The following is a 13,641-nucleotide window of genomic DNA, read 5'->3' as shown; positions in this document are numbered from 1 at the left end:
GCGGCACGCCGCTCGATGACCGGGGCCGATTTGCCTATGTTCAGGGCTATTTCTCGATGTCTCGACGTGCTCTTCGTGATTGCAGGCGGTCTGCTAGCCCACTGGATGCGCTTTCCTGCGCCAATCCCGTTTGGCGATACCCAGCGCCTTCTGATTGCGTTCAACTGTGTGCTGGTTCTGCTGCTGTTTCCGGGCTTCGGCGCCTATGAGACGTGGCGCGGCAAGGCGCTCGCGCCAGTGCTCGCGAGAATCGCCGCCGCGTGGGTCGTGGTGGTCGCGACCTCGCTCGTGCTCGCGTTCACGCTGCATCGGACGGATGCGGTGTCGCGCCTTTGGTTCGGATATGCGACGCTGATCTCCGGCGCGCTGATCATCGCGACCCGCTGCATCATGCAGCTGATGCTGCGCTTCGTGCGCCGCCGCGGCATGAATGCGCGCACGGTCGCGATCGTCGGCGCACCGGGCTTTGCGCGCACGCTGCTCGCGCATCTCGAGCATGCGCCGCAAGCGGGCTTCAAACCAGTGTGCGTGTTCGACACCAGCGTGGAAGGCCCCGACGCGTATGGCGCGCGTCTGGCCCGCCTACCCGTGCTGACCGATCTCGGCGCGTTCGCGACGAAGGTGCGCGACGAACGCGTCAACGAAGTGTGGCTCGCGTTGCCTCTTTCCGAGGAACACACGATCTACCGCTTCACGCGCACCTTCAGACACGACTTCGTCAATCTGCGCTTCATCCCCGACGTACGCAGTCTGTCGCTGTTCAATCATGCGATCGTCGATGTCGTCGGGTTGCCGACGCTGAATCTGAGCGCGACGCCGTTCTCGCCGCCGCAGATGTGCCCCAAGCTGATGTTCGACCGCCTGTTCGCCGCGCTCGCGCTGTTCGCGCTCGCGCCGGTGTTCGTCGTGCTCGCGATCGGCATCAAGCTCACTTCGCCGGGACCCGTGTTTTTCCGGCAGATCCGCAAGGGCGTCGATGGTCAGCCGTTTCGCATCTACAAGTTCCGCTCGATGACCGTGCACAAGGAACAGGACGGTCAGATCACCCAGGCGACCCGCAACGACTCGCGCGTGACGAAGCTCGGCAGTTTCATGCGTCGCACGAGTCTCGACGAGCTGCCGCAGTTTCTGAACGTGCTGCTCGGTCAGATGTCGGTGGTGGGTCCGCGTCCGCATGCGATCGAACACGATGATCTGTACAAGGATCAGGTGTACGGCTACATGCACCGTTACCGCATCAAGCCTGGCATCACCGGCTGGGCCCAGGTCAACGGCTATCGCGGCGCGACCACCAAGGTCGAGAAGATGGAAGCGCGCGTCAAATTCGATCTCTTCTATATCCACAACTGGTCGTTCTGGTTCGACATGAAGATCGTCTTCATCACGATTTTCAAGGGCTTTGTCGGCCACAACGCGTTCTGAGCATGCCATCGAGGCAAGCGCATCCGACGGTGCCGGTCATCGTGCCGGCGCTACGGTGCGCCGCAAGTAGCAAATAACGAATAGCAAATTGCAGATAGAAACGCCAACTCCGGCGGTCCGATCGACAGCCGCCATCGTTGACGCAAGACAGCGAGCCGCGACGGCCCCGTCCTGGACGGGCCCGTCGCGCGATCCCGCCGCTACAGGAACTGGCTCACGTCGGTCTGAAACCGCACCGCGAGCGCCTTGGCGACTTTCTTGCTGATCGCGCGGCGCCCAGCGAGAATATCGCTGACCACGGTCGGCGACGCGATGCCGGCCAGATCCTTCTGCTTCAGACCATGCGTGGTCAGCAAATGGCGCAGGACCTCGCGCGGCTCCGCTTTTGGAATCGTCAGGTTGCGCGCTTGCCAGTGACCGACCAGCTCCTTCACGATCGCATGCAGATCGGCGAGCGGATCGTTGTCGTCGCCACTTAGATGATCGGACAGCGAGTTTGCGATGCGCACCATCTGGTGATAATCCTCTTCGGTGCGAATCGGCGTGATCGGCAACTGGCTCTTCAGCGCAGCCCAGGTTGCGGCAATGTCGGGAAAGGGTCCCGGAAGGCGATCGGCATTCATGAGTTTAAATTCGTCCTCGTCCAAAAGCCGTCGGCGCGTTAATCGGTGACGCGCGAATGACGACTGCCTGTTGTAGTGAATCGCCGTGGCACGCCGAATTGCCAGCACGGCGAAACTTCGCAGTGAGGTCATTCAGCGGTCACGATAGCGAACGTCTGCTTCAGGTCGTTATGGCCACGCGAGGCATGCCGCACCAGCGAATATCTCGCCCGTAGCGCGTGGCGCGCACCCCGATGTCGTTTTTTGAAGTCCAGTCCTGCTTGCTTGACAATGGCCCGCCGCGGCTCGCCTTGCACGCGCAGTGCGTTTCGCGCGAGACGCGATATGCACTGCCCACACAAAGCGCGAAGCGGACGCGCCCACACCAATAGCCGCCCGGACGCGTTGGTCAGAACGGCTCGTTACTGCCTGTTGCGAAATCACTGCATGACGACGAAAACCTTTTCCTCTCCTATCGAAAACTCCACGAGGCGAGAACAGCGAAAGACCCTCACCTCATTGCCTCCACCTGCTTTTCGGCGCCGTTTCGCTGGCGATGCCCAGTTCCCGGGCCGTGAGATCGGGCGCTGCCCACGTCGCGTGCTCTCCCGGCTCCGTCGCCGGTAGGCCCTGAGCGACGGCCGCAATCGTGCGCGTGACCTCTGCCATGAACGCCCGCCGGAACACCTGCGCCGAAAACCGTTCGGCATTCGCGCGACAGGCCGCTGGCGTGATGTATGAGCTCAGGCGCTCGAAGCGGTCGATCGCGTCGAGCACCGACACCGCGGTCTGACGCGCGAAGAAAACGCCGGTCGGATGCGGGTCGCCGACCGGCACCACCGTTTCGAGTGCCCCGCCCTTGGCGAACGCGATGACCGGCGTGCCGCAGGCCTGCGCTTCGAGCGGCACGATGCCGAAGTCTTCCTCGGCGGCGAACACGAAGGCTCGCGCGCGCGCCAGATAATCCTTCAGTACGCCGGATGGCTGATAACCGAGGACCGTCACGTTCGGGCCGGCTTTCGCGCGAATCGACGCCATCTGCGGCCCGTCGCCGATCACGATCAGCTTGCGCTGCGGCGTGGCGTTGAACGTCTCGACGATCAGATCGATGCGTTGGTGCGCTACCATCCGCGACACGGTCAGATAGAAATCGTCTTTCTCGGCGCGAAGTTCGAATTCGTTCACATCGACGGGCGGCGGAATCACCGCGGCATCGCGCCGATAGGTTTTCAGCATGCGCCGCGCGACCGACTGCGAATTCGCGATCAGACGGTCGACACCATTCGTCGACTGCGCGTCCCAGCCGCGCAGATAATGCAGCAAGACCCGCGCGGCCCACGACTTCGGCCCGCGCAGCAGATTCGCTTCGCGCAGATACTGATGCTGCAGATCCCACGCATACCGCATCAGCGAGTGCACGTAACTGATGTGCGTCTGATGTGGGCCGACCAGTACGCCCTTCGCGACCGCGCAAGAACTGCTGATGATCAGGTCATAGCTCGACAGATCGAAGCGTTCGACGGCAAGCGGCATCAACGGCAAATAGGCGCGATACCGAGTGCGCGCAAACGGCAGGCGTTGAATGAACGATGTGGTGACCGGCTTGCCGGCAAGCGGCGTGCGATCTTCGAGAAAATCGACGACGCTGAAAACATCGGCGTCGGGAAAGCACTCGATGATCTGCCCGAGCACTTTCTCGGCGCCGCCGGGAGCGACCAGCCAATCGTGCACGATCGCCACTTTCATATTCCGTCCTATCTGTCACGAAACGCCACCTGGCCTCAGAGAAGAGTGTATGTGCCACGTTCCTGACTGTGCGTGCGCGTGCACACATTCGACGTGCGACAGTACGCGAGTAATTCGCAGAGTCCGTTCGCGTCTGCAAGATCACGGCTTTATTGCTGAGCTTTCGTCTGTGCACCACGGCTGACGTTTTCGTTCCGACGTCTTGTCGATAGTCCGGCCCCGCGCGTTGCGATCGCAGCGCTGCGCGAGCGAAGAGGGAGCGAAGAGCGCGCGACGTGGCGGGCATCGCGCGCGGTTAGCATCGACCGCGAATTGTCTGAGCACGGGGCCAGGCATTTTCCGCCAGGTACGCGTGCGATTGCGGCCGCGGCGAGCGGTGAAACCGGATCGTGCGGCTCGACCGCAATAAAAAACGCGTGTGAACCGTTGGAACGGCTCACACGCGTCAGAGCGAACGGAAACGCAGTCGCTTAGTTCTGGCCGTACGTGATCGTTTGCACGCCGGTGTCGGTGCCGAGCAGGCACAGATTTGCGCCGCGGCCCGCGAACAGGCCGACCGTGACGACGCCGGGCCATGCATTGATATGCGCCTCGAGCGTACGCGGGTCGCTGATGCTCAAGCCCTTCACGTCGATGATCTCATTGCCGTTGTCGGTGATGAACGGCGCGCCCTCTTTCGTCACGCGCACGACGGGCACGCCGCCGAGCGCCGTCACGCGGCGGCCGATCGCGGTGCGCGCCATCGGCACCACTTCGATCGGCAGCGGGAACTTGCCGAGCGTCTCGACGACCTTGCTCGCATCCGCGATGCAGACGAATACTTCCGACACCGATGCGACGATCTTCTCGCGCGTGAGCGCGCCGCCGCCGCCCTTGATCATCGCGCCGCTGCGATCGATTTCGTCGGCGCCGTCGACGTACACCGGCAGCGAGTCGATCTCGTTCAGGTCGAACACCTTGAAGCCGTGCGATTGCAGACGCGCGGTGGTGGCGAGCGAACTCGACACCGCGCCGCGATAGCGGGATTTGGTGGCGGCCAGCGCGTCGATGAAACAGTTCGCGGTGGAGCCCGTGCCGACGCCGATCACCGAGCCTTGCGGCACGTTGGCGTTCACATAATCGGCGGCGGCCTGGCCGACCAGTTGCTTGAGTTCGTCTTGAGTCATGGGAGAGGCGGGAGAAGCGTGAAAAACCGATAGTTTACCGGAGTGGCGGGAGGAGGGGTTCGGTTTGGGTTTGGGTTTGGGTTTGGGTTTGGGTTTGGGTTTGGGTTTGGGTTTGGGTTCGGTTTGGGTTCGGTTTGGGTTCGGTTTGGGTTCGGTTTGGGTTCGGTTTGGGCGTGCTTTGTGCCGCGGAGTGCGCTCGATTGCCGGACACCTTTGGACACATTGAGTCGCAAGAATCATCCATCGCCCATATCAAACCTCTGTGGTGCTTGCTAGTTTTTGGGCCCGCAATACCACAGAGGATTCTGGAATGTCGCAGGAATACGATGGAGATGGCATGCGCGTGGTGCTCAGTGCGCCGCAGCTGGCCGCCATATTGACGCGCGGATCGATCAGCCAGACGGAGATGCTGAGCAACCGGCTCTGGGGCGGCCTACAGGTCGCCGCAGGGGTAGCGGAGATGGTCGGAGCGGCAGCGCTATGCGTGCTGCCTGAACCGACGATGGCAAGTAAGGCCGGCTGCGTGGTGTTCGGCGTGCATGGCTCGGACACGGCGGCGAGCGGTCTGCGTCAGATACTGACGGGCCAGGACACGGCTACGCTGACGCAGCAAAGCGCGACGAGGCTCGCCGAGTCGCTGAAAGCCCGCCCGGACCTGGCTAATCAGATTGGCGTGTCGCTCGACATCGCCGTGCCGTTCGGACTCATCGGCTCGATCAAAGCCGCGCGCGTCGCGCGGATTACGATCGGGCGGATTAGTCTCGATGCGCATGAGGGCGAAGTGGGCAGCCGGATCGGCGGGCATACGATACTGAAGCATGTGGGGAGGACTGAGGCGCAGTTGCGGGAGCGGCTGCGATTGGAATCGGAGAGAAGAGTAGTATCGTCGTTTCGGGACTTGGCGGCGGCGGAATGGGCCATCTCCAGGGTGATGGACTCCAACACGTCAAGGATCAGGAATTGGGCTCAGTCGAATCCGAGGCGAGATCTCGTTCTGTATCAGGATGTCGGAAGGAAGGTGGGCTACGGTGTCATTCGAGCGACAGGAGAATTCAAGCACATGAGTACGGTTCAGGTCGTCTTTAGATTTGAAGAGTACAACGGAATGCCCTATTACATTTTTACATCGTACTTGGTGAAATGATCGACGAAAGCGAATACCCTGAGTTCCATGTGCTGTTTGGGGCGTATCTCAATCAGGATTCGGAATATTGGGGCGAAACCGTGGACGAAATAGTCTCGTGTTTCAAGAGAGACAGCTCCCCCGAGGAAATCCAGGCCACGCTGGCCGAAATAGATAAATTCAAAAAAGAAACAGCTGAGAATCTCGATGAAATATTTTCAGAAACGTACGGTTTCAATTTCGATCCCATCTTATGGGGATACACAACGGAGTCCTTTTTTGAGGAACTAAGGCGTCTTCTGCGCGAATAGCCGCATCCGCCGCACGCAAAACAAAGCGCCCGGAACCACCACCGCGTTCCGGGCGCCAACAACCGTCCAACAACAAGTCCGACGACAGAAAAACTACTTCTTCACCGCCCGCTGCCGCACCGCCTCGAACAGGCACACCCCGCTAGCCACGGACACATTCAAACTCTCCACCGTCCCCGCCATCGGAATGTTCATGACGACATCGCAGGTTTCCCGCGTCAGACGCCGCATGCCCTCGCCTTCCGCGCCCATCACGAGCGCCACCGGCCCGTTCGGTTTGGGCGCGCTGTGTGCCGTGGAGCGCGCTGGTTTGCCGGACACCTTTGCACACATTGAGTCGCAAGAATCATCCATCGCCCATATCAAACCGCTGTGGTGCTTGCTAGTTTTTGGGCCCGCAATACCACAGAGGATTCTGGAATGTCGCAGGAATACGATGGAGATGGCGTGCGCGTGGTGCTCAGCGCGCCGCAGCTGGCCGCCATATTGACGCGCGGATCGATCAGCCAGACGGAGATGCTGAGCAACCGGCTCTGGGGCGGCCTGCAGATCGCCGCAGGGGTCGCGGAGATGGTCGGAGCGGCAGCGCTGTGCGTGCTGCCTGAACCGACGATGACAAGCAAGGCCGGCTGCGTGGTGTTCGGCGTGCATGGCTCGGACACGGCGGCGAGCGGTCTGCGTCAGATCCTGACGGGCTAGGACACCGCCACGCTAACGCAGCAAAGCGCAACCAGACTCGCCGAGACGCTGAAAGCCCGCCCGGACCTGGCGAACCAGATCGGCGTATCGCTCGATATCGCCGTGCCGTTCGGACTCGTCGGCTCGATCAAAGCCGCGCGCGTCGCGCGGATTACGATGGGGCGGATTAGTCTGGATGCGCATGAGGCCGAAGTGGGCAGCCGGATCGGCGGGCATACGATACTGAAGCATGTGGGGAGGACTGAGGCGTAGTTGCGGGAGCGGCTTAGGTTGGAGCCGGAGAGGAGTGTCGTTTCATCGTTCCATAACGTTCAATCCGCTGAACGAGCTATATCGGACGTCATGCTTGCCAATGAAAGGAGAATCCAGACCTGGGCTCAGTCCAAAACCAACCGTGTTCCGCTAACGTTGATCAAGCGGGTTGCCGGAGATGTTGGATATGGCGTGACGAGAACTACCGGCCAGCTAACGAGAATGAATAAAGTGACCGTGGTCTTGAAATATCAGACCTACAATAATATGCCCTACTATATTCTTACGGCCCATATTCGTTAAAGGAAAAATATGCTGCCAGATCGCTACCCTCGGATGTACGAAATTTTCGGAGCATACCTTAATCAGGATTACGATTTGTGGGGCACCACGATTCCTCAAATAGTCTGTTGCTATAAGGAAGACAGCCCCCGCGAATATCATCGTGAATTGATCGATGAAATTGACCAATTCATGAGTGAACATCCCACAGATCTCGATTCTGCATTTGAAATTGAATACGATACCGGATTTTCCCCAACGCTGTGGGGATATACAACGGCGTCATTTTTTGAGGAACTAAAGCGACTCCTACGGGACTAGGGTCTATGGAACCTCTATAGAAGCAACGGAATGCCCTATTACATTCTCACATCGTACTTACTGGAATGATCGACGAAACATCGTACCCACAATTCTATGCATTGTTTGGCGGCTATCTCAATCAGGACTCGGACCTTTGGGGCGAGACTCTGGAGGAAATAGTCTCCTGCTTCAAGAGAGACAGTTCGCCCGAAGAGATCCAGGATACGTTGGCCGAAATAGAGAAATTCAGGCAGGAGGCAGGTGAAAAACTGGATGAAAAATTCGATGAGGCGTGTGGATATGATTTCGATCCCGTTTTATGGGGATATACAACCAGCACCTTCTTTGATGAATTAGCGAGAATTCTCACTACGTAACCTGTTGCGTGAATAGCCAACCCTTGCACGCAAAACAGAGCGCCCGGAACCACAACCGCGTTCCGGGCGCCATCAATCGACCAGCAACAAGCAAGACGACAGAAAAATTACTTCTTCACCGCCCTCTGCCGCACCGCCTCAAACAGGCACACCCCGCTAGCCACGGACACATTCAAACTCTCCACCGTCCCCGCCATCGGAATGTTCATGACGACATCGCAGGTTTCGCGCGTCAGACGCCGCATGCCCTCGCCTTCCGCGCCCATCACGAGCGCCACCGGCCCGTCGAGTTCCGTTTCGTAGACGCTCTTCTGCGCGTCGCCGGCCGTGCCGACCACCCACACGCCCGCGTCCTTCAGTTCGCGCAGCGCGCGCGCCAGATTCGTGACCGTGATGTACGGCACCGTGTCGGCCGCGCCGCTCGCGACCTTCGCGGCAGTCGCGTTCAGTCCCACCGCGCGATCGCGCGGCGCGATCACCGCGTGCGCGCCGGCCGCGTCGGCCACGCGCAGGCAGGCGCCGAGATTGTGCGGATCGGTCACGCCGTCGAGCACGAGGATCAGTGGCGAACCGCTGATGCCGTCGAGCAGTTCGGCGAGGTTCTGCGCGAGCGGCAGATCGCCCGCGCGCGCGACCACGCCCTGATGGCGCTCGGTGCGCGCGAGGCCCCACAGACGCGTTTCGTCGGCGGCGATCAGACGCACGCCCGCGTCCTTCGCGGCCTGCAGGAATTCGGTCATACGACGGTCCTTGCGCGTCGCGTCGTAATAGACATCCTCGACTGTCGACGCATCGTGCCGGATACGCGCGGTCACTGCGTGGAAACCGTATAAAACCTTATGACGTGCCATGACTGAACTACCTTTGATTGGGCGCGCATTCAACGCGCGCCGCTGTGATGAAGATGAAACCAAAAGGCAGACCGCGCGCAACCGGCACGTGTTCACGTGCCCGCTGCGCGCGGTCCCGGCGCTGTGAAAGCCTCAGCGCTTCTTGCGTGCCTGCTTCGACGCCGCCTTGCTCGCGACGCCATGCTTCCTCGCCGCGCCGCGCGCCGCGCGCGCTTCCTTGACCGCCACGCTCTGCGCGGGCGCGGCCTTCTTGCGCCGCTGACCGGGCACCGAGGCACCGCCTTCCACTGACGACAACGTGCGCACGCGCGGGCCAGCGCCTTCACCCTTGTCCGCGGCGATGCCGCGTGCCGCCGGCGGCTTGATCGGCGTATCGCGCACGAGGCGGAAGTCGATCTTGCGCGCGTCGAGATCGACGCGGCTCACTTGCACGCGCACGCGATCCGACAGCCGGTAGCGAATGCCGGTGCGCTCGCCGCGCAGTTCGTTCCTGATCTCGTCGTACTGGAAGTAGTCCGAGCCGAGTTCAGTCACATGCACGAGACCTTCGATGAACAGCGAATCGAGCTGCACGAAAATGCCAAACGACGTGACGCCGTTGACCATGCCGCCATACTCTTCGCCGAGTTTGTCGCGCATGAAATAGCACTTGAGCCACGCTTCGACGTCGCGCGATGCTTCGTCCGCGCGGCGCTCGTTGGCCGAGCAGTGCAGCCCGAGCTCTTCCCAGATCGCCACGTTGTTCGCGCGAGCACGGGCGCCGCGCTTTTCCTCGTCGGCCTGCTGCATTGCGCGGGCGCGCGGCGACAGCGCGGTATTGAGCTCGACGCCGTGCGGCGGCTGCGGCTGATACTTGCGGCCCTGCAGGATCGCGTAGATCGCGCGATGCGTGAGCAGGTCCGGATAGCGACGAATCGGGCTCGTGAAGTGCGCGTAGGCCTCATAGGCGAGACCGAAGTGGCCGATGTTGTCGGGACTGTAGACGGCCTGCTGCATCGAGCGCAGCAGCATCGTCTGCAGCATCGACGCGTCGGGCCGGTCGCGGATCTGCGCCATCAGTGCGGCGTAGTCGCTCGCGTGCGGCGTGTCGCCGCCGCCGAGCGTCAGGCCCATGCCGCGCAGGAACGTGCGCAGGTTCTCGAGCTTCTCCGCGCTCGGGCCCGCATGCACACGGAACAGGCCCGGATGCTTGTTGCGCTTGAGGAAATCCGCCGCGCACACGTTGGCGGCCAGCATGCATTCCTCGATCAGCTTGTGCGCGTCGTTGCGCGTGCGCGGAACGATCTGCTCGATCTTGCCCTGCGCGTTGCAGACGATGTACGTCTCCGTCGTATCGAAGTCGATCGCGCCGCGCTTCTGGCGCGCCGCGAACAGCGCCTTGTAGACGCCATACAGATTCTGCAGTTGCGGCAGCAACGCGGCACGGCGGGTCGCTTCGGGACCCTTGGTGTTTTTCAGCACCGCGGCGACTTCGGTGTAGGTGAGCCGCGCGGCCGAATGCATGACGCCCGGATAGAACTGATACGCCTTCACGTCGCCACGCGCGGTGACGATCATGTCGCACACGAGCACGCAGCGGTCGACTTGCGGGTTCAGCGAGCACAGTCCGTTCGACAGCTTCTCCGGCAGCATCGGGATCACGCGGCGCGGGAAGTACACCGACGTGCTGCGCTCGATCGCATCGGTGTCGAGCCCGCTTTGCGGAAGCACGTAATGCGACACGTCCGCGATCGCGACGATCAGGCGGAAGCCGTCGCCGCGGCCCACCTTGACCGGCTCGCAATAGACGGCGTCGTCGAAGTCGCGCGCGTCCTCGCCGTCGATCGTGACGAGCGGCACGTCGCGCAGATCGACGCGATGGCGGATATCGGCCGGGCGCACTTCGTCGGGCAGCTTGGCCGCTTCGCCGAGCGCGGCCTCGCTGAATTCGTGCGGCACGCCGTACTTGCGCACCGCGATTTCGATTTCCATGCCGGGGTCGTCGATATCGCCGAGCACTTCGACCACGCGGCCGAGCGGCTGCGAATGACGGCTCGGGAAATCGGTCAGCTCGACCACCACGACCTGGCCGACCTTCGCCTTGCGGGTGTTCTGCGTGATCAGGATGTCGTGGCCGATGCGCTTGTCTTCGGGCGCGACGATCAGCGCGCCGTTCTCGTTGAGCAGACGCCCGATCACGCGCTTGTTCGCGCGGTCCGTGACCTCGACGATATGCCCTTCGGGCCGCCCACGCCGGTCATAGCCGACGATGCGCGCGAGCACGCGGTCATTGTGCATGACCTTCTGCATCTCGCCGTTGGGGAGGAACAGGTCGTCCTGGCCGTCGTCGCGAATCAGGAAACCGTAACCGTCGCGATGGCCCTGCACGCGGCCCGCGACGAAGTTCGACGGATGGGTGAGTTGATAGAGGTTGCGCTGGTCGAGCCGGATCTGGCCGTCGCGCTCCATCGCGCCGAGACGCTTGAAAAATCCTTCGCGCTCCTGGCGCTTGATCGACAGGGCTTCGGCGATGTCGTTCGCGGCAAGCGGCGTTTCACTCGTGCGCAGCACGCCGAGGATTTCTTCGCGGCTTGGAATCGGATACGGAAATTTGCTCAAGGGCTTGTCGATGATTTTTTCTCGTTGCATGGACGTCGGTCGGCGATGTGATCCGGCCTGGAAGGCGTTTGCTTAATGCGCGCAGTCGCGCTCGGCTGCATCTGTAGGGCGGCTGCGCTGCCTCGCTCTTTGCACCTGCTGCTTGCTGCTCTTCTGCTCTACTGCGATTTGCACAGGAAACTGCCTGGGTCCGGCTCGTTCAACGCCAGGGCGACGCGCGTCTGGCTGATCGCATATCGACACTCGCGTCGGGACGCCGGATGTGCATCGTGCCAACGAACTACTGCGAGGCATTCTAACACCCGTGTCGGGCGCCACGCGGGCCTGCGCCGGTGGTTCGGACGCATGGTGCGCCGGCTCGCCGCGAGGTTGAAACGCGCTCGGCAATTCGCTTGACAGGTAGGAATCGGTCGCTATAATGGCGGTCTTTGCAGTTCATCACCTGCCCAGGTGGCGAAATTGGTAGACGCACTAGGTTCAGGTCCTAGCGGTGGCAACACTGTGGAGGTTCGAGTCCTCTCTTGGGCACCAGATTCGAAAGTAGAGCCGCCTTCTGGCGGCTCTCTTTTTTGTGTAGGGCCTGGTAGTCGAAATCGCTGTTCGTATTTCGATTGCCGGATCAGCAGGACGGTAGTTCGTTAGCGATTGCATCACTTCGCTGTGCGTTCAACCGGGCAGATAAGAAAAGCAAGTTTGTTTGAAGCAGGGATTGACAAACTTAATCATCTTGCTAAAATAGCGGTCTAGTTTGAAGACGTGCCCAGGTGGCGGAATTGGTAGACGCACTAGGTTCAGGTCCTAGCGGTGGCAACACCGTGGAGGTTCGAGTCCTCTCCTGGGCACCACAAGTTGTTCCGGCGTAAGCCGATGTAGTTCGAGAAACCCCGTAAGATCAAAGTCTTACGGGGTTTTTTGCTATTCACAGCTCCATTACGTCCCGCTGACGCCGGCTCCTTCGCGTGTACCAACCACGCTCTCAGCCCCGCCTGCATTGCGGCGCATGCGCCGAATCTCGCCACGAAAGCCCGTCGACATCAATCCTTCCGCATGCGAACGACCAACGCAAGCAAGCGGGCCCGCATTTCCTCGGCCGGCAGGTGCGTGGGCCAGCCGTGGCCAGGAAGCAACCACTCGAAGCGATACGCGGCTAGCTTGCCAAGCGATTCGGTGAGCTCAGGCCATGAATACCAGCACGCGTCGCTGAACGCGACGAGGTCCCGCGCGCGCGGGCTCCAGGCAAGCGAATCACCCGAGAACAACACGCTGTCGTCGAGCAGGTACACGACGCTACCGCGCGTGTGCCCGGGCACAGGGATCGCGCACACGCCGGCTGCAATGTCCGTGGCCGATCCATCGTCGAGCACGTCCGTTGCATACGGCGCAGCCGACATGTCTTCCCGGTGAATCCAGACGCGCGCGCCGAAATGACGGGCGTATTTATCTGCGTCCGCGACATCGTCGCGATGCGATAGAAGGATATGCGCGATACCACCATTCTCATCAAACCATTTCACGAGTTCCGCCGCATAGCGCGGTGAGTCGATCATCAGATTGCCGTCCGGACGCCTCGCGAAGTAAGAGTGCGCGCCAAACGACGACCGCGCATTGAATCCGCAGCGCCACACAGTCGACGTGATCGGCTGTGGAAAGATCACGGCGCCACTCGGACGAGGCTGCTTCGTTTCACTGCGTACCGACGCCGTAGGACAGACGAGCACCGCACGCCAGGCAGCGACGTGCTCTTCGGGCGTAACGGGCTGCCGCAAGAAAACACTTTTGTCGTTTCGTTCGACAATCAGCCCGGGCGCGACGTGACGCGATGCACCGCAATTGATGCACGCTGTGTCGATGTACCACTCGCCTGGGACAGAGTCGGCGTTGCGTGTCGGCTTCATTCGATGCTCCTGCC

At 61.4% G+C, this 13,641-nt stretch carries 11 protein-coding genes, 2 tRNA genes and 2 pseudogenes; 8 read left to right on the top strand and 7 right to left on the bottom strand.

The genetic code is table 11. The features are described 5' to 3' along the window. The first annotated feature begins 36 nt into the window (after positions 1 to 36). Positions 37 to 1,422 (top strand): undecaprenyl-phosphate glucose phosphotransferase, encoded by a 1,386-nt coding sequence (locus BC1002_RS06380; RefSeq protein ID WP_041734339.1) that lies wholly within the window; start codon positions 37 to 39, stop codon positions 1,420 to 1,422. Positions 1,423 to 1,622: 200 nt separating this feature from the next. On the opposite strand, the gene BC1002_RS06375 is transcribed toward BC1002_RS06380, so the two are convergent. The 3 genes from BC1002_RS06375 to rpiA all read right to left on the bottom strand — a co-directional run bounded on the left by BC1002_RS06375 (position 1,623) and on the right by rpiA (position 4,936). After that, positions 1,623 to 2,045 (bottom strand): helix-turn-helix domain-containing protein, encoded by a 423-nt coding sequence (locus tag BC1002_RS06375; protein ID WP_041734613.1) that lies wholly within the window; start codon positions 2,043 to 2,045, stop codon positions 1,623 to 1,625. A gap of 495 nt (positions 2,046 to 2,540) precedes the next feature. Beyond that, positions 2,541 to 3,770, bottom strand: a complete 1,230-nt coding sequence (locus tag BC1002_RS06370) for a glycosyltransferase (RefSeq protein ID WP_013089246.1) — start codon at positions 3,768 to 3,770, stop codon at positions 2,541 to 2,543. A gap of 470 nt (positions 3,771 to 4,240) precedes the next feature. Next, positions 4,241 to 4,936: a ribose-5-phosphate isomerase RpiA gene (gene rpiA / locus BC1002_RS06365; RefSeq protein ID WP_013089245.1), complete on the bottom strand. Its 696-nt coding sequence runs from the start codon at positions 4,934 to 4,936 to the stop codon at positions 4,241 to 4,243. 310 nt (positions 4,937 to 5,246) lie between these two features. On the opposite strand from rpiA, the gene BC1002_RS06360 reads away from it, so the two are divergent. Both BC1002_RS06360 and BC1002_RS06355 read left to right on the top strand, forming a co-directional pair. Beyond that, positions 5,247 to 6,080 carry an RNase A-like domain-containing protein gene (locus BC1002_RS06360; RefSeq protein ID WP_013089244.1) on the top strand — a complete coding sequence of 278 codons (834 nt, stop codon included), beginning with the start codon at positions 5,247 to 5,249 and terminating at the stop codon, positions 6,078 to 6,080. Next, on the top strand, positions 6,077 to 6,370 hold the full coding sequence (locus BC1002_RS06355; RefSeq protein ID WP_013089243.1) for a contact-dependent growth inhibition system immunity protein: 294 nt from the start codon (positions 6,077 to 6,079) through the stop codon (positions 6,368 to 6,370). Before BC1002_RS06360 ends, BC1002_RS06355 begins: the two co-directional genes overlap by 4 nt. Positions 6,371 to 6,463: 93 nt before the next feature. Here BC1002_RS06355 and BC1002_RS06350 read toward each other — a convergent pair. Beyond that, positions 6,464 to 6,655 (bottom strand): annotated as a pseudogene (locus tag BC1002_RS06350) (TrmH family RNA methyltransferase); the annotation flags it as partial. A gap of 135 nt (positions 6,656 to 6,790) precedes the next feature. Here BC1002_RS06350 and BC1002_RS06345 point away from each other — a divergent pair. The 3 genes and pseudogenes from BC1002_RS06345 to BC1002_RS06340 all read left to right on the top strand — a co-directional run bounded on the left by BC1002_RS06345 (position 6,791) and on the right by BC1002_RS06340 (position 8,283). Next, positions 6,791 to 7,624 (top strand): annotated as a pseudogene (locus BC1002_RS06345) (RNase A-like domain-containing protein). A 9-nt stretch (positions 7,625 to 7,633) separates the two neighbouring features. Next, positions 7,634 to 7,924 (top strand): contact-dependent growth inhibition system immunity protein, encoded by a 291-nt coding sequence (locus tag BC1002_RS36120; RefSeq protein WP_013089242.1) that lies wholly within the window; start codon positions 7,634 to 7,636, stop codon positions 7,922 to 7,924. Between the two features lie 65 nt (positions 7,925 to 7,989). Further along, positions 7,990 to 8,283 carry a contact-dependent growth inhibition system immunity protein gene (locus BC1002_RS06340; RefSeq protein WP_013089241.1) on the top strand — a complete coding sequence of 98 codons (294 nt, stop codon included), beginning with the start codon at positions 7,990 to 7,992 and terminating at the stop codon, positions 8,281 to 8,283. A 107-nt stretch (positions 8,284 to 8,390) separates the two neighbouring features. Here the strand turns inward: BC1002_RS06340 and rlmB are convergent, their stop codons facing one another. Both rlmB and rnr read right to left on the bottom strand, forming a co-directional pair. Then, positions 8,391 to 9,134, bottom strand: a complete 744-nt coding sequence (gene rlmB, locus BC1002_RS06335; RefSeq protein WP_013089240.1) for a 23S rRNA (guanosine(2251)-2'-O)-methyltransferase RlmB — start codon at positions 9,132 to 9,134, stop codon at positions 8,391 to 8,393. 132 nt (positions 9,135 to 9,266) lie between these two features. Next, entirely contained in the window at positions 9,267 to 11,762 is a 2,496-nt protein-coding gene (gene rnr, locus BC1002_RS06330; RefSeq protein WP_013089239.1) for a ribonuclease R, read from the bottom strand. A 414-nt stretch (positions 11,763 to 12,176) separates the two neighbouring features. Between rnr and BC1002_RS06325 the strand changes: the two genes are divergently transcribed. Both BC1002_RS06325 and BC1002_RS06320 read left to right on the top strand, forming a co-directional pair. Continuing rightward, positions 12,177 to 12,263: transfer RNA gene (locus BC1002_RS06325), tRNA-Leu, on the top strand. A gap of 227 nt (positions 12,264 to 12,490) precedes the next feature. Further along, a tRNA-Leu gene (locus BC1002_RS06320) sits at positions 12,491 to 12,577 on the top strand. A gap of 189 nt (positions 12,578 to 12,766) precedes the next feature. Here BC1002_RS06320 and BC1002_RS06315 read toward each other — a convergent pair. Beyond that, complete coding sequence (locus BC1002_RS06315; protein ID WP_013089238.1) at positions 12,767 to 13,627, bottom strand: MBL fold metallo-hydrolase; 861 nt, start codon at positions 13,625 to 13,627, stop codon at positions 12,767 to 12,769. Positions 13,628 to 13,641 lie beyond the last annotated feature (14 nt).

This window comes from Paraburkholderia atlantica (assembly GCF_000092885.1).
GTDB lineage: Bacteria > Pseudomonadota > Gammaproteobacteria > Burkholderiales > Burkholderiaceae > Paraburkholderia > Paraburkholderia atlantica.
Note: the sequence above shows the minus strand (reverse complement) of the source record. Positions and strands in the feature narration are given on the sequence as shown.